At 59.9% G+C, this 21,805-nt stretch carries 18 protein-coding genes; 13 read left to right on the forward strand and 5 right to left on the reverse strand.

What is annotated here, in order from left to right; genetic code table 11:
- Positions 1–761 precede the first annotated feature (761 nt).
- From AU072_RS08915 to AU072_RS08950, 8 genes are read left to right on the forward strand one after another with little or no spacing between them, the layout of a single operon-like run.
- The gene (locus tag AU072_RS08915; protein WP_064413495.1) at positions 762–1,565 is read left to right on the forward strand and encodes an MlaE family ABC transporter permease; all 804 of its coding nucleotides are present in this window, start codon (positions 762–764) and stop codon (positions 1,563–1,565) included.
- Positions 1,562–2,419 carry an ABC transporter permease gene (locus tag AU072_RS08920; RefSeq protein WP_064413445.1) on the forward strand — a complete coding sequence of 286 codons (858 nt, stop codon included), beginning with the start codon at positions 1,562–1,564 and terminating at the stop codon, positions 2,417–2,419. The genes AU072_RS08915 and AU072_RS08920 overlap by 4 nt, the downstream gene beginning before the upstream one ends.
- Positions 2,420–2,425: 6 nt before the next feature.
- Complete coding sequence (locus AU072_RS08925) at positions 2,426–3,835, forward strand: MCE family protein (RefSeq protein WP_064413446.1); 1,410 nt, start codon at positions 2,426–2,428, stop codon at positions 3,833–3,835.
- Positions 3,836–3,881: 46 nt separating this feature from the next.
- Complete coding sequence (locus AU072_RS08930; protein ID WP_064413447.1) at positions 3,882–4,910, forward strand: MCE family protein; 1,029 nt, start codon at positions 3,882–3,884, stop codon at positions 4,908–4,910.
- Entirely contained in the window at positions 4,907–6,277 is a 1,371-nt protein-coding gene (locus AU072_RS08935) for an MCE family protein (protein WP_120271065.1), read from the forward strand. Before AU072_RS08930 ends, AU072_RS08935 begins: the two co-directional genes overlap by 4 nt.
- Positions 6,274–7,623: an MCE family protein gene (locus AU072_RS08940; RefSeq protein ID WP_064413449.1), complete on the forward strand. Its 1,350-nt coding sequence runs from the start codon at positions 6,274–6,276 to the stop codon at positions 7,621–7,623. Before AU072_RS08935 ends, AU072_RS08940 begins: the two co-directional genes overlap by 4 nt.
- Entirely contained in the window at positions 7,620–8,759 is a 1,140-nt protein-coding gene (locus tag AU072_RS08945) for an MCE family protein (RefSeq protein ID WP_064413450.1), read from the forward strand. The genes AU072_RS08940 and AU072_RS08945 overlap by 4 nt, the downstream gene beginning before the upstream one ends.
- A 3-nt stretch (positions 8,760–8,762) precedes the next feature.
- Positions 8,763–10,232 (forward strand): MCE family protein, encoded by a 1,470-nt coding sequence (locus tag AU072_RS08950; RefSeq protein ID WP_064413451.1) that lies wholly within the window; start codon positions 8,763–8,765, stop codon positions 10,230–10,232.
- Between the two features lie 589 nt (positions 10,233–10,821).
- Here AU072_RS08950 and AU072_RS08955 read toward each other — a convergent pair.
- The 5 genes from AU072_RS08955 to AU072_RS08975 form a co-directional block, all read right to left on the reverse strand.
- Complete coding sequence (locus AU072_RS08955; RefSeq protein ID WP_064413452.1) at positions 10,822–11,403, reverse strand: nuclear transport factor 2 family protein; 582 nt, start codon at positions 11,401–11,403, stop codon at positions 10,822–10,824.
- Positions 11,404–11,658: 255 nt separating this feature from the next.
- Positions 11,659–12,252 carry a TetR/AcrR family transcriptional regulator gene (locus AU072_RS08960; RefSeq protein WP_064413453.1) on the reverse strand — a complete coding sequence of 198 codons (594 nt, stop codon included), beginning with the start codon at positions 12,250–12,252 and terminating at the stop codon, positions 11,659–11,661.
- 225 nt (positions 12,253–12,477) lie between these two features.
- Complete coding sequence (locus AU072_RS08965) at positions 12,478–13,107, reverse strand: PaaI family thioesterase (protein ID WP_064413454.1); 630 nt, start codon at positions 13,105–13,107, stop codon at positions 12,478–12,480.
- 2 nt (positions 13,108–13,109) lie between these two features.
- Positions 13,110–15,980, reverse strand: a complete 2,871-nt coding sequence (locus AU072_RS08970) for an MMPL/RND family transporter (RefSeq protein WP_064413455.1) — start codon at positions 15,978–15,980, stop codon at positions 13,110–13,112.
- Entirely contained in the window at positions 15,977–16,417 is a 441-nt protein-coding gene (locus tag AU072_RS08975; protein WP_064413456.1) for an MmpS family transport accessory protein, read from the reverse strand. The genes AU072_RS08970 and AU072_RS08975 overlap by 4 nt, the downstream gene beginning before the upstream one ends.
- A gap of 432 nt (positions 16,418–16,849) precedes the next feature.
- Between AU072_RS08975 and AU072_RS08980 the strand changes: the two genes are divergently transcribed.
- From AU072_RS08980 to AU072_RS09000, 5 genes are all read left to right on the forward strand, one after another.
- The gene (locus AU072_RS08980) at positions 16,850–17,521 is read left to right on the forward strand and encodes a TetR/AcrR family transcriptional regulator (RefSeq protein ID WP_082680838.1); all 672 of its coding nucleotides are present in this window, start codon (positions 16,850–16,852) and stop codon (positions 17,519–17,521) included.
- Between the two features lie 644 nt (positions 17,522–18,165).
- The gene (locus AU072_RS08985; protein WP_064413496.1) at positions 18,166–19,416 is read left to right on the forward strand and encodes a cytochrome P450; all 1,251 of its coding nucleotides are present in this window, start codon (positions 18,166–18,168) and stop codon (positions 19,414–19,416) included.
- Between the two features lie 89 nt (positions 19,417–19,505).
- Positions 19,506–20,678: a Rieske 2Fe-2S domain-containing protein gene (locus AU072_RS08990; protein WP_082680839.1), complete on the forward strand. Its 1,173-nt coding sequence runs from the start codon at positions 19,506–19,508 to the stop codon at positions 20,676–20,678.
- A complete protein-coding gene (locus AU072_RS08995; protein WP_082680845.1) occupies positions 20,678–21,526 on the forward strand; it encodes an alpha/beta fold hydrolase in 849 nt (282 codons plus the stop codon). The genes AU072_RS08990 and AU072_RS08995 overlap by 1 nt, the downstream gene beginning before the upstream one ends.
- Positions 21,523–21,804 carry a hypothetical protein gene (locus AU072_RS09000; RefSeq protein WP_133147272.1) on the forward strand — a complete coding sequence of 94 codons (282 nt, stop codon included), beginning with the start codon at positions 21,523–21,525 and terminating at the stop codon, positions 21,802–21,804. The genes AU072_RS08995 and AU072_RS09000 overlap by 4 nt, the downstream gene beginning before the upstream one ends.
- Position 21,805 lies beyond the last annotated feature (1 nt).

Consider the following 21,805-nt stretch of genomic DNA (forward strand, 5'->3'; position numbering starts at 1 on the left):
AAGTGTCGGGGGAACCTTTATGTGTTAGGACTTGCCGTGGGGTGGTGACGATGGTGGCACCGCCGCGGAGTTGCGTTCGTAGACCACCGATGACGTGTCGGAAAAGTAGCTGGGCCCCGGCGGCATCGAGCACGCGCGAAGCCCGTGCATCATCGATGATCGGGGCGACCCCCAGTAGAGATTTCGACTTTAAGTCTCTCCCGTTGAAACGGCTTCGAGTTCCGCGGTGTGAAACGTGCTCTTGAACAACCCACGACGGATGCGTTGTATGCACAGGATCACATGCGCTGGACGTTCTCGCTGGAACTCTCAAGGTTCGTACGGGACCGCTGGGATTCGCGGTGAGGGAGCACTGCCGAACTGGGTGCGAGGCTGAATGTATTTGCTGGTTTCGCCGCGGAGGGGAGGGTAGCGAGTGAGAAAGATCGCGGCGCTGCGCAAGGGAGGGCTCGTAGCCGCATCCGCTTGCTCAGGCTTTTGTAACAGCCACGAGGAGACAAGGTGTTTGGCGCTGACACGAATACATTCGTGGCTCTGCAGCTAGCGATGGTCAAGGTGACAGGTCTTCTCGACTGCTTGAAGCCGGGCGCGGCCGTACAGGTCGATCGGGACACATTGACGCCGGGCGATACCCGAGCACACTGGATTGATGTCGCCCTGACCCCCGCCTGCGCCAACGCACCACTTCGTGTGGTTTGAGGCGAGCTGCCATGTCCATTCACGAGCCAGCACACCGCGACGGCGAGCTGCTGAGCGATCGTATGGATGACCGCCAATCAGCGCGTCCTTCGAGAGTCGTCCGCGCGGCGGGCAGCGTTGCAGTGAGTCCGTTGCGAAGTGTCGGAGGATTTTTCAACTTCTCCATAGACGTTTTTGTGACGCTATTCCGTACCCCGTTGGCGTGGCGAGAGTTGCTCGAACAAACGTGGTTCGTGGCACGGGTGTCGTTGATTCCGACTCTGATGCTGTCGATTCCCTATGTGGTGCTGTCGGTGTTCACGATCAATGTATTGCTCGTCGACATCGGCGCCGCCGACTTCTCCGGCAGCGGCGCGGCAGTGGGTGCGGTCAACCAAATCGGACCCTTCGTGACAGTCCTGGTGGTTGCCAGCGCCGGCGCCGCGGCGATGTGCGCCGACCTGGGAGCACGCACGATCCGTGAAGAGATTGATGCGCTCCGTGTCATGGGTATCGACCCGGTTCAAGCACTGCTGGTGCCGCGAGTGCTGGCAGCCACGGTGGTGGCACTGTTGCTGTCGTCGTTGGTCACGCTGACAGGTCTCGCCGGAGGTTTCTTCTTCTCGGTGTACTTCCAACACGTGACCCCGGGGGCGTTCGTGGCCGGCATGACGTTCATCACCGGACTCAGCGACGTCGTGATCGCCATGATCAAAGCCACCCTGTTCGGAATCACCGCCGGCCTGGTCGCCTGCTACCAAGGCATCACAGTCGGCGGGGGACCGGCCGGGGTCGGCAACGCGGTCAACGAAACGGTGGTGTTCTCATTTGTGTTGCTGTTCATCATCAACCTGGTGATCACCGCCGTCGGATTTGAGATCACATGAGCCTGACAGTTGTTGCTGGACAACGATTTCCCCGCACCGTACGCACGCTGGGCAGACTGCGGTCAGGTTGGCGCCAAATCGGTGAGCAGACCAGGTTTTACGGCAAGACTCTCAGCTCGGTGCCTGATGTCGTCGTGCACTACAAGGCCGAGCTGTTGCGCCAGGTCGCCTCAATGAGTCTGGGAGCGGGTGCGCTGGCCGTCGTCGGCGGCACCGTCGCAGTGGTCGCCTTCTTGACCATGTCCACGGGCGGCGTCATCGCCGCACAAGGCTACAACCAGTTTTCACAGGTTGGCGTCGAGGCTTTGGTCGGTTTCGCCTCAGCCTTTCTCAACACCCGTCTGATCACGCCTAACACCGCGGCGATTGCTATGGCGGCCACCATCGGTGGCGGTGCGACCGCCCAGCTCGGCGCGATGCGCATCAGCGAGGAGATCGACGCGCTGGAGGTGATGGGTATCCGATCAATCGCATACCTCGCATCGACGCGAGTGCTGGCTGGCGTGGTCATCGTCCTGCCGCTCTACAGCGTCGCGTTGATCATGGCCTACACCGCCGCCCGATACGGAACAACCGCAATCTACGGCCAGTCTCGCGGTGTGTACGACCACTATTTCAACACCTTTCTGGTGCCCGGCGATGTGATCCGCTCCTTCATCGTCACCGTCGCGGCGGCGGTGATGATCATGCTCGTCCACACCTATTACGGCTACCACGCGACCGGCGGCCCAGCAGGTGTGGGAGAAGCCGTCGGGCGAGCAACTCGCACCTCCCTAGTAGCCACGGCGGTGTTGGTCCTCTTCATTTCTCTGGCCCTCTACGGCCAGACCGGACTCTTCAACTTCTCCGGGTAGGGACACGTGTCGACTCACTGGGACAAGCCCCGGATCTCCTCCGGGTGGCTGGCAACCATTTCAGTGGCCGCTGTAATCGCCGCGATGGCGGCGTGCCTCGGCGAATTCAACGGATCCTTCACCGCAACAGTGCCAGTCACGCTCTCTTCCGAGCGATCCGGGCTGGTAATGGAGCCCAACGCCAAAGTGAAGATGCGCGGCGTGCAGGTGGGCCGGGTGGCCGGCATCCTTGGTGGCGCTGATGGAGCAAGTATTCAGCTGGAAATCGACCCTGATCAAATTCCCTACATCCCGCTAAACGTCGAAGCCCGGATCGACGCGACCACACTATTCGGCGCCAAGTTCGTTGACCTGGTCTACCCGAGTGACCCGAGTTCGCAGCGGTTGTCTGCTGGCACTGTGCTTAAGTCATCCAATGTCGCTGTCGAGGTCAACACGGTCTTCCAGAATATCGTCGCCCTCATCAAGCAGATTGATCCCGCCAAGCTTAACGCAGTCTTGTCGGCCTTTGCCGACGGTGTCCGAGGTCAGGGCGAACGGATCGGCCAAGCCACCAGCGCCGCCAATGAGGTTCTGCTGGCGCTCAATTCACAAACGGAGACTATCCGCGACGACTGGGACGCTCTGCGAGCCGTCAGCGACACCTATGGTGTAGCCGCCCAGGACCTCCTCGAGACGCTGTCTGCTGCAACCACGACGAGCGTGACGGTGACCGATCAGGCACAGCAACTCGACGCATTGCTCTTGGGTGTCGTGGGCTTATCCCAAAGCGGCATCAGCGTTTTGGAGCCAAGCAAAGACAACCTCGTCAAAGGTATCAATCTGCTTGAGCCCACGACCAACCTGCTGATGAAATACAATCCAGAATTGACGTGTCTCATCGTCGGTGGCAACACCGCGCTCGAGAAGGGCCTTGCCGACACCGCAGGCGGCCTGAACGGCAAGTCGATCATCATGGACGCAGCGGTGATGCTGGGCGACGACCTTTACCGTTACCCGGAGAACCTGCCCATCAACGCCGCTAAAGGCGGACCCGGCGGCAAGCCCGGCTGCGGTTCGCTGCCCGACGTGGCCAAGAACTGGCCCGTGCGTTACCTGGTCGCGAACACCGGCTTTGGCACAGGTCTAGACATCCGTCCTAATCCAGGGATCGGATTTCCTGGATGGGCCAACTACTTCCCGGTCACTCGAGCCGTGCCGGAGCCGCCCAGCATCCGCTACCCGGGTGGCCCCGCCCCGGGGCCAATTCCCTACCCGGGAGCCCCTCCATACGGCGCCCCGCAATACGGCCCTGACGGCACACCGCTATACCCCGGCGTCCCACCCGCACCAGCCTCCGACTCGGTCGGACCCGCTCCCCCTGCAGCGGGGTCACCCCAGGGCGGTGGCTTGGCGACTCCGCCACCGCCACCGTAACCACCTAGCACCGACCATCAGCACGACTTGGAAGAGGTGATTTGCCTTGCGGCGTAACCTGTCAGGGCTCCTGGCACGCCTGGGGATCTTCGTCACTGTCTGCGCGCTCGGCGCATTCGGGTTGGTGGCAATCTTCGCGCAGGTGCGGTTTCAGGAAGAAGAGACCTATAACGCACTCTTCACCACTGTCACGGGATTAGAGAGCGGAAACTTCGTCCGAATCGCCGGCGTCGAGGTAGGCAAGGTCAAACGGATCACGATCAAAGACAATTCGAATGCTTTGGTGGAGTTCAGCGCTGACGACTCTGTCGTCTTGACGGAGGGCAGTAGAGCGGTCATCCGGTATGACAACCTTATCGGTGGTCGGTATCTGGCACTAGAAGACGGTGCGGGAAGCACCAAACCGCTGACGCCGGGCCAGACAATTCCCTTGGATCGGACTGCACCTGCTTTGGACTTGGATGCGCTGATCGGCGGATTCCGGCCCCTCTTTCGGGCCCTCGATCCCGACCAAGTCAACGCGCTGTCCGGCCAGCTCATCGCGGCGTTTCAGGGCCAGGGCGCGACCATCGGGTCCATTCTTTCTCAGACGGCAGCTCTGACAAATACGCTCGCTGACCGTGACGAATTGATCGGCCAAGTCATCGTAAACCTCAACGGGGTATTGGGGTCTTTGGGTGATCACAGTTCACAGTTCGGCGACGCGATCGACTCGCTTTCGCAGTTGGTCAACGGCCTGGAAGCGCGTAAGCACGACCTGAGCGCCGGCCTGGCTAACGCCAACGAAGGCGCTGCCACGATCGCAGATCTACTCAGTCAAGCGCGGCCGCCGCTACAAAAGGTTGTTCACGAGACGGACCGCACCGCGGGAATCGTTGTGGCAGATCATGAATACTTCGACAATGTGCTCAAGACCCTCCCGGAGGCCTACCGGATCCTGGGCAGACAAGCGCTCAATGGCGACTTTTTCAGCTTCTATCTGTGCGATTTAACGCTGAAGATTAACGGCAAGGGCGGGCAACCCGTGTACGTCAAAGTGGCGGGCCAAGCCACAGGCAGGTGTACGCCCCGGTGAATTCATTCCGCAAACGCCACCCGGTCATTACCGGCGCCGGCGGGGTCGCCATGCTACTCGGCCTCGTAATAGGCAGCTTCAACTTCAAGAGCCTGCCGTTCATCTTTTCGGATATTACCTACTCGGCCTATTTCGACGAGGCGGGCGGCCTGACCACCGGTGCCCCCGTGCAGGTTTCGGGGTTGCGCGCTGGTCAGGTGAAGAGCATCAGCCTCAAACCGCAGGGCGTGCTGGTTGAATTCACCGTGCCCGAAGACATTCGGCTCGGCGCACGCACCGAAGCGGCCATCAAGACCATTGGCTTGTTGGGCAACAAGATTTTGGCCGTGACGCCGCGCGGCGACGGGCGCTTGGCCGAGGTAATTCCAATTGAACGTACGACATCGCCCTACCAATTACCTGACGCAGTAGGTGATCTCACCGCAACGATCAGCGGCTTGAACACAGACCAACTGTCGAGCTCCCTGAAGACATTGAGCGAGACGTTGCGCGACACCCCGCCGGACCTCAAACTCGCCGTCGACGGTATAGCTCGCTTCTCTGAAACTCTCGGCACCCGCGACGAGCACTTGCGGGCTCTGCTTTCGAATGCACGGAAGGCGACCGCAGTGCTGGCCGAGCGCGGCGACGAGATCGCGGGGTTGGTTCAAGACACCAATGCCCTGCTGGCAGAGTTACGGGCCCAGTCCGGTGCGCTTGACCAAATTTCGGGCAACCTCTCGGCGATGGTTCATCAAATTCGGGGATTGATCGCTGAGCAGCGAGACGCTCTCAAGCCGGCGCTCGACAAGCTCAACGGAGTCTTGACCATCATCGACAACCGCAAGGCTGAGGTGCAGGAGTCACTCAAAGGACTCAACAGTTTCATCCTTGGTCTTGGCGAAGCTGTTTCAGGTGGACCGTTTTTCAAGGCCTACATCGCCAACCTGCTTCCGGGTCAGTTCGTGCAACCCTTCGTCGATGCCGCCTTCTCCGATCTAGGTGTGGATCCCAACGTGCTGACACCCTCAGAGCGTCACGATCCCCAAACCGGCCAGCCGGGCACCCCAGCGTTGCCGGTGCCTTATCCGCGCACGGGACAAGGTGGTGAGCCGAGAATGACACTGCCCGAGGCCATCACCGGTAATCCCGGAGATCAAGGGTGCGGTCCGCCCGGGGTGCCGCTACCCGGCCCTACGGGCTGTTATCCCTATCGTGAGCCGCTGCCGGCGCCGCCCCCCGGCGGACCACCGCCCGGGCCGCCGGCCCTTGCACCAGACGACCAGCAGCACGCCCCACAGCCGCCCAACTCGTCCTTCGCTCCCGCGTCCGGCGAAAGGGGAGTCCCGGTCACGGGAACGAGCTCCGCAGACGGGGGTGGACAATGAAATTGCGCATACTTCGAATCGTCTTGGCCTTGACATTGGTCGCATCCCTTGGCGGTGGGGCTTACCTGGTCGTCAGCGCGACACGGCAGAGCGCCCGCACGCACGTCGTGGCCTACTTTCAGAACACTGACGGGTTGTTCGTCGGTGATGACGTCCGAATCCGCGGAGTGAACGTCGGCCGCATCGAGGCGATTGAGCCGCAGCCAACTCGAGCCAAAGTCAGTTTTTGGATCGACGACACCTTCAAGGTGCCCGTAGACGCTAAAGCTGTGATCCTCTCACCCACTTTGGTCACGGCAAGAGCCATACAGTTGACGCCCCCATACGTCAGCGGTGCAACCCTGAGTAACAACGCAGTCATCCCGCAAAACCGCACCGCGGTCCCCGTGGAATGGGACGACGTCCGCAACCAGCTCGAGCGGCTCACCACCGCCTTACAGCCGACCGAGCCAGGAGGCGTGAGCACCTTGGGTGCTTTGGTAAACACAACCGCTGACAATCTGCGGGGACAAGGCTCTGCCATCCGGGACTCGGTCATCAAACTCTCCGAGGCGCTTTCGGCGCTCGGCGACCATAGCGACGATACGTTCAGTGCCATCAGGAACTTGTCCTTATTGGTGACGGCATTACAAGACAGCACGACAGTGATGCGCCAGCTCAACGAAAACCTCGCCTCGGTCACCGCCCTGATGGCCAACGACCCCGACGAACTCGGCACGGCTGTATCCGACTTGAACTCTGTGCTGGGGGAAGTGACCTCCTTCGTCCGCGACAACCGCAGCGCGGTCAGCACCTCATCCGAGAGGCTCGCTTCGGTGACCCAAGCGCTCACCGACAGCATCGGTGATATCAAGCAGTTTCTGCACTCCGCGCCCACCTCATTTGCCAATCTCGCTAACATCTACCAGCCTTCGCAAGGCACATTCACCGGCATTCTGTCGGCCAACAATTTCAGCAATCCGATCACCTTCATCTGCGGTGCGATCCAAGCCGCCTCTCGTCTGAACGCGGAGCAGTCGTCGAAGTTGTGTGTGCAGTACCTAGCACCGATCGTCAAGAACCGCCAGTTCAACTTTCCACCTTTGGGATTGAACCCATTCGTAGGCACGTCTGCGCGACCCAACGAGATCACCTACAGCGAGGACTGGATGCGTCCCGACTACGTCCCTCCAGCACCGCCGGGCCCTTCGACTCCTGGCACTCCAGGCACCGCCCAGGTCGATCACATTTCAGCACCGCTGCCGGCTGAAGCCGCTACGCCATCCCCGGACGTCGCGCCCTCACGAGCAACGGATCCCGCTGAAGGTTTGGGCGGCATGATGCTCCCCCCGGGTGCCGGCTCATGAAACGCCGGGTGTATTGGCGTGGCGTCTGCGCTGCATACATCGTCATCGTCGCGATGGTCGCGACCGGGTGCGGGTGGCGCGGTTTGAACTCGTTGTCACTTCCCGGGACACAGGGCGGTGGACCCGGCGCGTTCACGATCCAGGCACAGTTGCCCGATGTGAGTAACATCCAGCAGAACTCCCGGGTTCGTGTCGGTGATGTCAATGTCGGCACTGTCACCAAGATCGAGCGCCAGGGCTGGCATGCATTGTTGACTATCAAACTCAACGGCAATGTGAAAATGCCTGCCAACTCAACGGTTTCAGTCGGCCAGACGAGTCTGCTGGGTTCGCTGCACATAGAACTGGCACCGCCCACCGACGAACAACCGCAGGGCACTCTGCACCAAGGCTCACTGATCGAGCTGTCTTCGGGTCGGGCCTACCCCTCAACCGAACAAACGTTGGCCGCTGCATCGCTGTTGCTCAACGGCGGCGGTCTCGGAGAAATCCAAGACATCACGAAGGCACTTAGCACTGCCTTCACCGGGCGCGAGGGAGATCTGCGCAGCCTATTGGATCAACTGGAGATCTTCATCAGGAATGTCAATAGCCAAACCGACGAAATCATCGCGGCCACAGACAGTCTCAACCGGTTGGTGGGCCAATTCTCCGCGCAGAAACCCGTCATCGACAGGGCTCTCGAAACGATCCCGCGGGCGTTGAGCGTACTGAACAGCGAACGCGACGCACTCGCCGATGCCATCGACAGTGTAGGCGAGCTCAACGCGCTCGCCTCCGACTCGATTGATCAAACCAAAGACGCTCTGGTCAAGGAACTAAACGACTTGGGTCCTGTGCTGCAATCGCTAGCCGACGCTGGACCGGCATTGACCCGCTCGCTTGGAATATTCGCCACGTTCCCGTTCCCCACAGAAACACTGTCGAAGTGGTTCCGCGGCGATTACGCCAATATCTCGGTGATCGCCGATCTCACTCTTAGTCGGATGGACTCGTCATTCTTCACTGGCACCCGGTGGGAAGGAGACCTCACCGAGCTTGAACTGCAGTGGGGCCGTACTATCGGCCAATTGCCTAGCCCTTACACGGCGGGAAATCCACTCGTCGCTCCATATCGCTGGGATCAGGGGCGCTGAAACATGCATCTCAACAGACGAGTTCAGTTGCAACTGGCCTTCTTTGCAGTCATCACGCTAGTGGCAGGCAGCGCGATGGCGCTGGTTTACCTCAGATTGCCCAGCCTGTGGTTCGGCGTCGGGACTTACCACGTCACGATGCAACTGCCGAACTCGGCTGGACTTTATGCGAACAGCAATGTCACCTACCGAGGCACAGAGGTGGGGAGGGTGGATGCTGTGCAGCTCAGCCCATCTGGCGTCCAAGCTTCGCTGGTGCTGCGGTCGGACATCAAAGTCCCCGCAGACCTCGACGCCCAAGTACGCAGCCAAACTGCGGCAGGGGAGTTGTTCGTCGAGCTGCTCCCGCGGGGCGCGGGCGGCCCCAACTTGGTTGATGGCAGCGTCATTCCCGCCGACCGAACCCAAATTCCGACCGATATCAACACTTTGTTGGCCGCGACGAACAATGGTTTGCAGGCCATCCCGCACGACAATTTGAAGACGGTGATCGACGAATCGTATACCGCGGTGGGTGGGCTCGGACCAGAGTTGTCGCGGATCGTGCGGTCGAGCACGGCGTTGGCAATCGACGCCCGAGACAACCTCGACGCACTTACCACGCTGATCGACAAGTCCCAACCCGTCTTGTCCACTCAAATCGATACTTCTGACTCCATCCAAGCCTGGGCATCCCACACAGCCAACATCGCCAACCAACTGGAAGAACACGATGACGCGATCCGGGGAGTGCTCAGCGAAGGACCTGCCGCCGCTGATGAGCTCCGCCAAATGTTCGACGAGCTGCGGCCAACGGTACCCATTCTGGCCGCCAATCTCGTAAGCCTGGCCGATGTCGCCGTGGTTTACCAAGCCAACCTCGAGCAGATCCTCGTCATGCTGCCGCCAGGCATCGAAATGGTACAAGGTGCACAACTGGCCAACCGCGACAATAAGGACCACAAGGGTTTCTACCTCTCGTTCAACCTCAACGCCAATCTGCCGCCACCATGCACCACCGGATTCCTTCCTCCGCAACAAATCCGACCGCCGAGCGAGGTCGACTACCCCGCACGGCCGGCGGGTGATATCTATTGCCGAATTCCGCAGGACTCTATGTTCAACGTCCGCGGGGCACGCAACCTCCCATGCGTAACACGACCGGGGAAACGTGCGCCGACTGTCGAAATGTGTGAACGCGATGAACAGTACGTACCGCTAAATGACGGTCTAAACTGGAAAGGGGATCCGAACGCTACGTTGTCCGGACAAGCTGTGCCACAACAACGCTCGGGAACCGAACCCGCGTCCAGCAGCGCAACCGTGGAACCGCAGCCCCCGAGCACGCCCATCGCTACCGCCACTTACGACCCAGCTACGGGACAGTACATCGGGCCTGACGGGAAGCTCTATTCACAAACAAATCTCGCCCCGGGCGGCCAACCAAAGCGCTGGCAAGATCTGTTGCTTCCTCAAGAGCACGGCAACCCCTGAGACCAGGGTGTTCCACGCACGTCGTCTTAAGCGTCTCGATGACTTCGGTGCCCTTGGCGTTCAATGATTCTCAAGAGTTCATGTGGGTCGAAACTGTGACGGAAGTCAGGCCAACTCAGACTTTAGTGCGACCGCATCTTGTCGTGCAGATCTTCACTGGTCTTGCTGCCGCAGTAACGCCACCCTCGGTGCGACCATCGCTCTAGGTCCGTGCAGTGTGTGCTTCGCTCGGTCTCCGCCTATCGGCGTATCGTTGCTGCGCGTCTGAGCCACGTGTTCGTGGTTGAACGCGTCATGAGCCGCAGATATGTGCGTAGGCGTTGCCTCGGGATGCTCCATGGCAATTACGCGTATCGCACGTACCGTAGCTGTCCCCAGCAAGCTCTCTGAGCTTGGATGTCGCCCCACAGTGATGGCTGCGTTGAGCATCTGTTCAAATTTTCGGCGAACAAGGCGTGCGCCGACGTTGTTGCGGTGTGGAAGCACGTTCCCTCCTTCTGCTCCCGTATCACTCTTCCAAGTCCGAAGCCGCAGCGGAACAACTACCGCAGCCAGGTTGCTCCGCTACCAGCATCGTCAGAAACCACCGTCATCCGGCTAGCCATCGAGAACCGGCCTCGCGCATTGAGTGCTCCAGTTCGCTGCCTCGTGTGGCGTAGAGACCCTTGACCGGATAACCGCTGTTGACGAGAACATAGGCGAGCGCGGCGTATTCGCGAGGAAAGCTGTGTACGACGGCTTTGTCGACCGGGACTGGGCCACTGGGATAGGAGAAGGTCGCGAAGTCATAGACCGAGTCACGATGAGCGATTCGCCAAGTACCGTCGCGTTTCTCGACACGATCGAGGAATCGGTTGTATGCACATGCACCGAGATCGAGTTCGGAGTTCTCTACGATGATCATCGCGTTGGTTTCCACCAAGGCGCGCTCACCAGCGAATGTGATCACAGGATTGGCGATCACGTGCTTTGAGCGCAGAACCGTCTCACCCATGCGCCGTGACGCTTCGACGAAGTCTTTCGCCAGCCCTTCGAACCAGGCAAGCTTGATCGTGCCGTCTGGATGGAAGAGGTTCAACAGGTCGGACCAGCTTCCGGTGTCCCGGTGGATCCACCCCGTAGCCAGGGTTCGTATGTTCTCGATATCGGAAAGCTGCGCCAGGTCAGTCATCGTGACTCCTCTTGAAACGTAGACCCACTGCCCAGCTTGGGATTTGGGCAACTCTCTGGACTGTAAAGCACAGCCGCGTGAATTCCCACGGGGGTTTCCCTGCGCGAAACATGCAAGTGCCAACAGCACCAACGAAATAGCGGATCGCCGCCCGCGCAGGATGGTCAGCGTCGCGTTCGCAGACGCTGAAGAATCTAGCCGCGTCGTTGTGGGTTCCGCTCGCGCGAAGATGCGTGGTGACTGACCGACATTGCTCTAACTAGTCCGAGTGAGATTGGGTATGACTACTCCATCGATGAAGGCCCGCATGCTGCGTTGGGTGGGAGGCCGGGTCGCGATGACGCACCGGTACACAAGGTAGCCAGATAACAAGTCCGAAAGATCGTCGTCGACCACTGCGGTCTTAATCTCACCGCGGTCTGCGGCGCGTTGTAGAACGTGTTGAATCACTTCTCTCTGCTGATCCACAAAGTGCTGCTGCACCACCTCGTTGAGCGCCGGGTTGCGATACATTTCCACACCCACTGCACGTATGGTGCCCGCGTGTCGACAGGCCTCCTCGCAGATCATTTTTCCCAGCCGCAGCAAATCGCCGCGCAGCGTGCCGGTATCGGGCGGTGCCGCGCTTTCACAGACGTTGTCGATGATCGCCGCCAACACCAATTGCGACTTCGACGGCCACCGCCGGTACACCGTGGCCTTGCTGGCACGGGCCGCGGCGGCGACTGCATCCACCGTCAAGCGGTCATATCCGTGTTCCTGCAGCAGCTCCAAAGTCACCGTTAAGAACTCGACCTCCCGAGGCGACCACCGTGAGGACTGCGTGAAACAGTCAGATTCCTGCGTCACGACGAATTTCGATAGAAGGAAGGGCGCCGCGACCCCGACACCATTGGAGGAGTAGTCCGCCAGACCGCGGCGCCCGATCCACGTCCCATCGCGTGATCTCGTCGTTCGAGGGTCGTAACGCAATAATGCGTGCCCATCTCGCGTTAGCCGAAATGAAATGAGTTGTTGTGTCGGCAGTTTCGCCGACTCTACCGCTCCGAAGTGCGCCGTCCCTGATGTAGCCCTTCATGCGCCATCCCTGGCCCAGACGGGTCGTATGAAGACCCCTTCAGCCTCGACCGTCGTACCTTCGGCGTCGATGAGGCAACCGCGGGCGAACGTCTTCACGCCCTCGATCCGCACGATGGACGCCTCAGCACGCAGCTTGCCGAGCGGTGTGGCGCGCAGGTACTTCACTGTGATGGTGCCGGTGAAATTCGGCTCGCTTAGCCCGCTGCTTGCGGTCTCACCGACAATCTGGTCGAGCACAAGCGCGCAGATGCCGCCATGGACCCGGCCCGGAGGGCCTTCATAGGCGTCGCTAAGGTGAAATTCGCTCCATGCTCGGCCATCAGCTTCGTGGTGGATGACCATGGGGGGTGCGATCGCATTACCCACTCCCACAGCAGGATTCGCCCATGTCAACGGACGCCCGGTGTCTTTGTGCCGCACAGCAGCCGTTGTTGCGCGCTGTTTTGTCTCGAGCAACGCGGTGACGGAATCGATCGCCGCTTGCGCCTCGCGGGCGGTTTTCTCATCGACGTCGGTGCGGATGCCCGCGCCGATAAGTTTACGTATCGCGGCGGTCAACGGCTCGTAGAGCGCGCGGTGGTGTTCGTACGTCTCCGCGCTGATGACATCGAACCCGAAGTCCATGTTCACGAGCTGGGCACCCTTGGACGACGAACTGGCCGTAAGTTCGGAAAGTGATTGTCGCCTCGCGGGTAGACGACCTGCGGCCACCAGAACCAACGGCCTAACAGCGTCGCGATTGAAGGCATCAGAAGCGACCTCACTATCAACGTGTCAACCAATAGCCCGATAGCGATGGTGGAGCCCATCTGGGCCAGCATGATCAAGTTGCTGCCCATCATCCCCGCCATCGTCGCTGCGAATACCAGGCCGGCTGATGTCACCACGCCACCTGTAGCGGCCATGGATCGAATGATGCCGGTCTTCAAACCCGCATGGATCTCGTCCTTGAACCGGGAAACGAGCAGCAGGTTATAGTCCGATCCCACTGCCAACAGAATGATCACGCACATCAACATGTTGAGCCAGTGCATCTGGATTCCGAAAAGCTCCTGCCACAGCAACACCGAGATCCCGAAGGACGCCGCGATCGAGCTGGCCGCCGTGCCAACGATGACAAGCGCAGCCACCACGCTTCGGGTCAGGACTAGCATGATCATGAAGATGAGCGTCAGTGATGACACCACGGCGATCATCAAGTCGTATCTCGCACCGTCAGACATGTCCTTATAGGTTGCCGCTACACCGCCGAGGTAGATTTTCGCGTTCGACAACGAGGTCATCTTCAAGGCGTCTTGAGCAGCTTTCCTTTCCGCGTCGACACGGTTTATGCCATCGACTGTTGCGGGATCCGACTCGTGAGTGATGTACATGCGCGCCGACTTGCCGTCCGGCGACAAGAACATCTCCAGGCCACGCTTGAAATCAGGGTTCTGGAAAGCCTCTGGGGGCAGATAGAACAGGTCGTCATTCTTCGCCTGGTCGAAGCTTTGGCCCATCGCCAGCGCGGTGTCATTAGACGCCTGCATCTGGTCAAGCAGCGCCATCTGCGAGTTGTACGACGCCAGGGACAGGTCTCTGGAGAGTTTCATGGCCGCGATCGTCCGTGGAAGGAGTGCGGTTAATTGTGGAGCGAGCGCCGCCAACTGGTCGGTGGTGCTCTGCATGGTTCTCGTTCGGTCAGCCAGTTCGGCGATCCCATCGAGGGAGTCGAAAAGTGACCTCGCAGCGGCGCACATGGGAATGTCGAAGCAGTGCGGTTCCCAATAGAAGTAGTTGCGCATAGGCCTGAACTGGTCGTCGAAGTTGGCGATGCTGTCCCGCACTTTCTCGGTAGTCTCGAGGAGGTCGTGCGACTTGTGCGCGGAGTCCTGCGTGAGCGCTGCTTGCGCAAGCGATAGTTGATACTGCTGCTCCAGGATGTCGATCGAGGCCTGTGTGGCCTCGGCCATCTTCCTCGTATTTTCCAGTTGAGCCCGCTGGAACGGCAGGTTCATATTGCTGGTCTGGCCCTGAACGCTTGTAGCGAACGCGATTGAGCTGTGCTGGATGGGAATTCCCAGTGGCCGAGTGATGCTTTGCACCATCGCGATTCCCTCGGTGTGCATGACGTTTCGCGCCACCGCGTTGAGGACAAGCATGTCTGCGGGATTACGCATGTCGTGGTCGGCTTGAACCATCAGGATGTCCGGGTTCATTCGGGCCTGGCTGAAGTGCCGGTCAGCGGCAGCGAAGCCGATATTGACCGGCGCGTCCGCCGGCAAGTAGTAGCGGTCGTTGTAGGCGGGTTTGTATCCGGGGAGGGCGACGATACCGACTAGCACGATAAACAAGCTCGCTACAAGTGTGGGTGCGGGCCAACGGACTACGGCGACACCAACTCGTCGCCAAAACCGGCTTCGGGCAGGCCGTTTAGACTCGAAGAGTCCAATTCTGCTGCCGAGGAACAGGATCGCCGGACCAAGCGTGACGGCGACCGCCACGACGACAATCATTCCGATCGCGACGGGTTCGCCCATGGTGCTGAAGTAGGGTAGGCGCGCGAAGCTGAGGCAGTAGGTCGCCCCGGCAATCGTCAGACCCGAACCCACGATGACGGGCGCGACCGACTTAAAAGTGGTGTAGTAGGCGGCATCTCGTGCTTCGCCCATCCCGCGGGCTTCACGATAACGGCCGAACATGAAAATTCCGTAGTCGGTGGCGGCGGCGATCGCCAGCATGGTCAAGATGTTGCCAGCGAACGTCGTAAGCTCAAAGGCACCGTGGTTGGCGGCCATTGCGACCACCCCACGCGCAGTCAGTAGCCCGATGAAAGTCAGAAACAGCTGTATCAGCGTGGTAACAATTGAGCGGTAGACCACCACCAGCATGACGGCGATCCCAATGAGGGTGAACAGGGTGATTTTCGCCGCGTCGGCGTTGCCGATCACGTGGAGATCGTTGGTCAGCGCCGCAGACCCTGCGACGTAAGCCGTGATCCCCGGCGGGGCTTTGGTATCGGCTATAACTGTTCGAACGAATTCCACGCCTTTGTTGGCAAGAGTCTGACCTTGCTCACCCGCGAGGTTAAGCATCACGTAAGCGGCTTTGCCGTCGGGGCTTTGAGCTCCGGCAGCCGTTAAGGTGTCGCCCCAAAAGTCCTGAATGTGCTGGACATGCTCACGATCCTGTCGCAGCTTGCTGATTATCTCGTCGTAGTACGCATGCGCATCGGGGCCGAGCGGGTGCTCGCCTTCCACGACGATCATCACTGTGCTGTTGGAATCGAATTCGTTGAAGCTGGCGCCCATGAGCTTCATGGCGATCATCGACGGTGCGTCGTGGGGAGCCATCGGAGCCGCGTGCTGCTCGCCGACGACCTCGAGTTGCGGGGCCATCACGTTCAGCACGATCGCAATGGCGATCCAGAACAGGACGATTGGTACCGCAAACCGGCGAATTCCGTGAGCTGTGAACGCTCTCCTCTCGCGCCTTATGGCGGTGACTGCGCCGGTCATGCTGACTTCACCAAGCAGAAGGTCTGTGCGTCGATACCGCTCGCGGATTTCTCCTGAAGCACAGTGCCATTCACGGTGATTCGGCATCCGATTTCGTCGCTGTTGCCTTGCGCCATGAGGTTGGCGCTTACGGCTGGCAGAGTCGTTGAGAGTGTGACCGACCAAGGGAGGGGGGCATTGACCAGGTGCACCTGGGCCTCGGCATCGAAGTAGCTGATCTGGGCGGTCGTTCCGCGTGGCCCAAAGACGTCGTAGACCAGAACCTTCGGGTTGAACTGAACGATCTCGATACCTGCGCCGGCGTTGGCGTTTAAGTCTTCGGAGGCGAATACATTGTGCAAACGCGAGACCACCAATCCTGAAATCGCCACAACGACTACCAACACCAACGGAATCCACACTCGTTTCAGCGCGCGACCCACGGGGATAGCTCTCACCCGAACACCTTCCGATGGGAGGGCCGCGTAGCGGCCGTCATCTGCAACACGCTGTGCCACCGTTGCTGGAGGACTCACGATGCGATTGCCGACTCGGATCAGCCCGGGTTGGCGCGTCGGCGGTGACATCAATCGGCGGGCAGACTGCTGCGCGAGACACGAGTAGCGGGGGTGCGACCCGCACAAAAAGCCGCGACACCGATGCCTCCTCCGACGTTTGCGTTGCCAATGCGCCCTGAGGCGTTCTCGACGGGCCCTTCGAGTCGTCGAGCAGCGTTTGACCTGCTTGATGCAGCGGTCACGGGCAGTGTGTCTAAACGCGATGCTGATGTTACATTTACATTTGCGACGTGATCAAGTTTTTTCTGTAGACATGGTGTTAGGGTCTGTGACCAGGCGCTTGCCGCCGATAGTAGTGAGGAAGGGGTTTGAGTGCGCCCTACTGCCCGCGGCCGCGGAACTGAGTCGGCCTTTGTCGAGGCAGCCCGTCGCGTGTTTACCGAAAAGGGATACCTCAACGCACGGATATCCGACATTGCTGCCGAGGCGGGTAAGTCCACCGCGGCGTTCTACCGCTACTACGAGAACAAAGAGGCGCTCCTGGAGGCGCTGGTCAACGAATACGCTGTCGAACTCGACGAACAGACGAAAGTCGTTACCTACCACAAGGATCCGTACAAGAACATTCTGCAGATCGTTGAGTTGTGGTGGACAACTTACAAGAAGTATCTGCCGGTTATCATCGGAATGTTTCATCTGTCGATGACCGACCCGGCGATCGCCGAACAGCGGCGCCAATTCAAGGCGAACGGCATCCGGGGCATTGAACGCGGGATGGCTGAGGCCAAGCGACAGGGTCGATTGCGCGGCGTCGACACCGAACTGTTGGCCTCGGCCATCAGCTCGATGATGGAGTACTTCAGCTGGGTGTGGCTGGCAGGCGGTGGCGAGGCGGAGATCGAACCACCTGACGACGACGAGGCCATCCGCACGCTAGCCACTGTGTGGTATCGATCGGTGTACTGCGCCGAACCACAGCCCGCTCCGGCGGCACGACGGACGCGCACGGCGTCGACCGAGCGCACACGCGGACGCGCGCGGTAAGCAGACGCGAAGCGCTGGCCACCTGGAAAGGGCCAGGTAGTCGGCCGAGGCAAACGCTATCGAATTGACTCGATGCGTCGAACTGGCTAGATGGGCTAGGACGCCGGGATGGCACCCGGGATGGCACGTCGGGCTGCTGCATTCAGCGATCCGTTGAGGCGGTCGCGGGGTCTCATTGGCGGTGGTGTCCGGCATGCGCGGCTCTTTCGCCGGTGAGCCCGAAGCGTTAATCGCGCTGCAAATTCCGCATTTCTTGCCACCTGCACTCTGTTGGCCGAACGGCTCTCGGTTGTCGCCGGCTCTGATGTTGACCAAACCGGGATATGACGTTACATTCACATTTAGGAAGAAACATTCACGGAGGCGGTCAAGTACCTAACCTCTAGACGACAGGCGTGAGCTGATACTGAACGGTGAGGCGGTTCAAGGACATACAGCCGACGGCGAATGCCGCCTGGTGCCCGCCAGGACGCGAGTCGGCTCGAAACGGCGTCCTGCAGAGGCAGCGTCTGTCGGTTGGCGGCTCGGCCCTAAGGACACATGCCCGCAGCGCATGAAGACAGTTCGGCGTTGCAATGGATACCACTGTGGTGAAGAGATTTTCAGAACGCGCAGGGCTATGTGCCCGCAGAGAGGAGCAGCCCATGAGTACTGCGACCATCGCTGATGCCGCGAAGGTATTTGCCGACCCGAAGGCTTACGCAGACGAACCGCGGCTTCACGAGGCGCTGACCTACCTACGCGCGCACCAGCCGGTCGTGTGGACTGACCCGGCCGGATACCATCCGTTCTGGGCGGTGACCAAGCACGCCGACATCCTCGCGATCGAACGCGCCAACGATCTGTGGATTAACGAGCCCCGCCCATTTCTTCGCGAGGCGGACGTTGATGACCTGGATAAGCTTCAACGTGAATCGGGAGCATCTCTCCGCACGCTGATAAATATGGATGACCCTGAGCACCGCGCGGTACGGGCGATTGGCGCCGACTGGTTCCGTCCCGCGGCGCTGCGCAGAATGCAGGAACGGATCAACGAACTCGCCAAGAGCTACGTCGACAAGATGCGCGACGAAGGCCCCGAGTGCGACTTCGTGCAGGAGGTCGCCGCCAATTACCCTCTCTACGTTATCCTTTCGCTATTGGGTCTACCAGAGTCGGATTTTCCACGAATGCTCAAGCTCACCCAGGAGCTATTCGGCCGCAATGACGACGAGTTCCAGCGTGGTGCCTCTCCCGAAGAAACGCAAGCGGTACAAATGGAGTTTGCCGCATACTTCGCCGGGTTGACTGCGTCGCGTCGGGAAACGCCGACCGAGGACCTGGCGTCAGCAATCGCCAACGCCCGCATCAACGGGGAGCCGCTTGCGGACATCGACGCCATTGCCTACTACCTGATCGTCGCGACTGCCGGCCATGACACCACCAGCGCTACCATTTCCGGCGGGCTGCACGCGTTGATCGAACATCAGGATCAGCTGCAACGGCTGCGCGATGACCCCTCGCTCTTGGGTCACGCTACCGAGGAGATGATCCGCTGGGTCACGCCGGTGAAAGAGTTCATGCGCACCGCTACCGCAGACACAGAAGTGCGTGGTGTCTCGATCACCAAAGGGCAATCCGTCCTCCTGTCTTATGTATCAGCTAATCGGGACGAAGAGGTTTTTGACGAACCTTTTCGATTCGATGTCGCACGTAACCCGAACAAGCACTTAGCGTTTGGTTACGGGGTTCACTTCTGCCTGGGAGCGGCACTCGCGCGGATGGAGGTCAAGAGCTTCTTCTCCGCGCTCTTGCCCCGACTGGACAGCATCGAGATGGCAGGGGAGCCTTCGCACATGGCGACAACATTCGTCGGCGGCCTGAAGCATCTGCCGGTCCGCTACTCGTTGCGCTGACACCGCGTGGTCCCCCATCCTCCACCGCCTTCAAGACTCAAAACAGCTCAAGCAGCGATCAGTCCACAGCACCGTTAGGAGTAGTAGCGATGACGCCACCGGATCCGACCTCAACGCCGGTTGGTGAGGCCAGTGCCTCGCCGGCTAGCACGCCCAAGAGAACGAAGTGGCCGCGGTATGTCGAGGCTGTGAACGGCCTAGCCGAACACTGGTATGCCGCAATTTTTTCCGACGAGGTTACTGAAGGCGCCTTCGTTCCGATCACCCTGCTCGGTAAGAGCCTTCTGCTTACGCGCTCCGGCGGACAGGTCTACGCGATCAGCGATAGGTGTGCGCATCGTGGTGTGAAGTTCTCGGTACAACCCTTGTGCTTCAAGGAAAAGACCCTCAGCTGTTGGTATCACGGGTGGACCTACAGCCTTGGCAATGGCGAAGTCACCGATATCCTGACGTCCCCGAACTCGCCCATCATCGGCAAGGTCAAGATTCCGGTGTACGCCACCGAGGAGGCCAAGGGACTGGTCTTCGTGTTCGTCGGGGAAGGTGAACCCCACCCGTTACAGGACGATGTCCCCCCGGGCTTTCTTGACCCCGAGACTCACGCGCTGGGCATCCGTCGCCGCGTGAAGTCAAACTGGAGACTCGGCGCGGAAAACGGCATTGATTCCACCCACATCTTCATACATCGAAATTCTGTCCTCATCGAGGCCAACAACCTCGCGATTCCGTTTGGAGTCATGGCCGAAAGTCGTGCCTCAACTACGTTCACCAACAAGAAGGGGGAGTGGCCCAAGGGTATAGAGGACCACATGGCTGAGGGCTATTATCCGCTCTTCGACGCCAAGATCGGCGGCGAGACGGTGCTGCAGTACCTTCCCGGCCCAGACGCGAAACGTGTCGCTGCCAATGTGAGCCTCTGGCTTCCCGGCGTGCTCAAGGTCGACCCATGGCCCGACCCATCGCTGATCCAGTATGAGTTCTATGTACCGGTCAATGAATCCGAGCACGAGTACTTTCAACTCCTACAGAAGAAGGTTGATTCGGAAGCCGATATCGAAGAATTCCGGAGGGATTTCGACGAGAAATGGCGCGACCTTGCGCTGCACGGCTTCAACGACGACGACGTGTGGGCCAGGGAAGCGACAGAAGAATTCTATTGCGACGGGGAGGGCTGGTTCAACGAACACTTGTTCCCACCGGATACTCCCATCGTGATGTGGCGACAACTGGTTTCTGAGCAAGCGAGAGGGGTTCAGCCGTGATGACATTAGGTTCAGCCACAGAGGATTTCATCGATGTCGATGGAATACGGACTCATTATTGGGAGGAAGGCTCCGGCCACCCCGTGCTGCTGATTCACGGTGGCGGTGCTGGTGCAGACGCCCAGGGTAACTGGGCAGGGTGCTGGAAGACGTTCAGCGGGCAATTTCGCACAATCGCGTACGACATGCTCGGCTACGGCGGCACCCTCGCAGACCAGGAAGACTTCGTGTATTCCCAAGATGCCCGCGTGGAGCACCTGCGTGGATTCCTGGACGCCAAAGGTCTTGAGAAGGTAAGCCTGGTCGGCAACTCGATGGGTGGTGCCGCGGCCCTGGGGTTGGCGATTCATCATCCCGAACGTGTGCACACGCTGACGCTGATGGGTTCCGCTGGCCAGAACCCGCGGGATGAGAGTGGTCAAGTCTCAAGCGAATTGCTGACTATTCTCAACTACCGCGAGCCAGATCAGGAGGCGATGCGGCGCATCGTCGACACCTTGACGCACGACAACTTCGTTCCTAGTGATGAGATGGTGCAGTATCGCTATCGGCTCACTCAAGACGAGAAGGTGATGCATGCTTACAACGGAACGATGGCATGGAACATGAAAGTGGGCGGCCTACGCTACGAGGACCAGGACATCGCCAAAGTTGAGGTTCCGACGCTGGTCGTATCGGGTCGCGAAGATGCCGTTGTGCCATTGCGGCTGTCTTTGAGGTTTCATCAACTCATCCCGAACTCTACGTTGCATTCGATTCCCCATTGCGGGCACTGGGCGATGATCGAGCACCCGCTTGAATTCTCAGATTTAACAACACGTTTCATTCGAGAAGAGGTCGCGAGTTGAGCGCGGCGGAACTGGACCGAATGCTCAATGAATGTCTTTCGAACGAGGCCGCGCGGACGGCGGTCGAGCGTCTGGATGCCGCTTTTCTCGCGAACTTCGACCTAACCGAATCCGAGCGCAAGGTCCTTGAATCGCCGACCCCTGGCAGCCTCGCGGAACTAGGGGTGCATCCGATGCTGGCGATGTGGGGTGCGGTGATGCGGAACCCAGACATGGCAGCGGTGATGAGTGCGGGTCAGTACTTCGTTGACCATCCCTCCTACCGAGAGGGTCGGTGAC

It is taken from the genome of Mycolicibacterium novocastrense (assembly GCF_001499835.1).
Classification (GTDB): Bacteria; Actinomycetota; Actinomycetes; order Mycobacteriales; family Mycobacteriaceae; genus Mycobacterium; species Mycobacterium novocastrense.

Bases quoted from the DNA above. Each gene is read 5' to 3' on its own strand.
- AU072_RS08915 (WP_064413495.1), top strand. From the start codon at position 762: ATGGATGACCGCCAATCAGCGCGTCCTTCGAGAGTCGTCCGCGCGGCG.
- AU072_RS08920 (WP_064413445.1), top strand. From the start codon at position 1,562: ATGAGCCTGACAGTTGTTGCTGGACAACGATTTCCCCGCACCGTACGC.
- AU072_RS08940 (WP_064413449.1), top strand. From the start codon at position 6,274: ATGAAATTGCGCATACTTCGAATCGTCTTGGCCTTGACATTGGTCGCA.
- AU072_RS08945 (WP_064413450.1), top strand. From the start codon at position 7,620: ATGAAACGCCGGGTGTATTGGCGTGGCGTCTGCGCTGCATACATCGTC.
- AU072_RS08950 (WP_064413451.1), top strand. From the start codon at position 8,763: ATGCATCTCAACAGACGAGTTCAGTTGCAACTGGCCTTCTTTGCAGTC.
- AU072_RS08955 (WP_064413452.1), bottom strand. From the start codon at position 11,403: ATGACTGACCTGGCGCAGCTTTCCGATATCGAGAACATACGAACCCTG.
- AU072_RS08965 (WP_064413454.1), bottom strand. From the start codon at position 13,107: ATGGACTTCGGGTTCGATGTCATCAGCGCGGAGACGTACGAACACCAC.
- AU072_RS08970 (WP_064413455.1), bottom strand. From the start codon at position 15,980: ATGACCGGCGCAGTCACCGCCATAAGGCGCGAGAGGAGAGCGTTCACA.
- AU072_RS08985 (WP_064413496.1), top strand. From the start codon at position 18,166: ATGAGTACTGCGACCATCGCTGATGCCGCGAAGGTATTTGCCGACCCG.
- AU072_RS08990 (WP_082680839.1), top strand. From the start codon at position 19,506: ATGACGCCACCGGATCCGACCTCAACGCCGGTTGGTGAGGCCAGTGCC.
- AU072_RS08995 (WP_082680845.1), top strand. From the start codon at position 20,678: ATGACATTAGGTTCAGCCACAGAGGATTTCATCGATGTCGATGGAATA.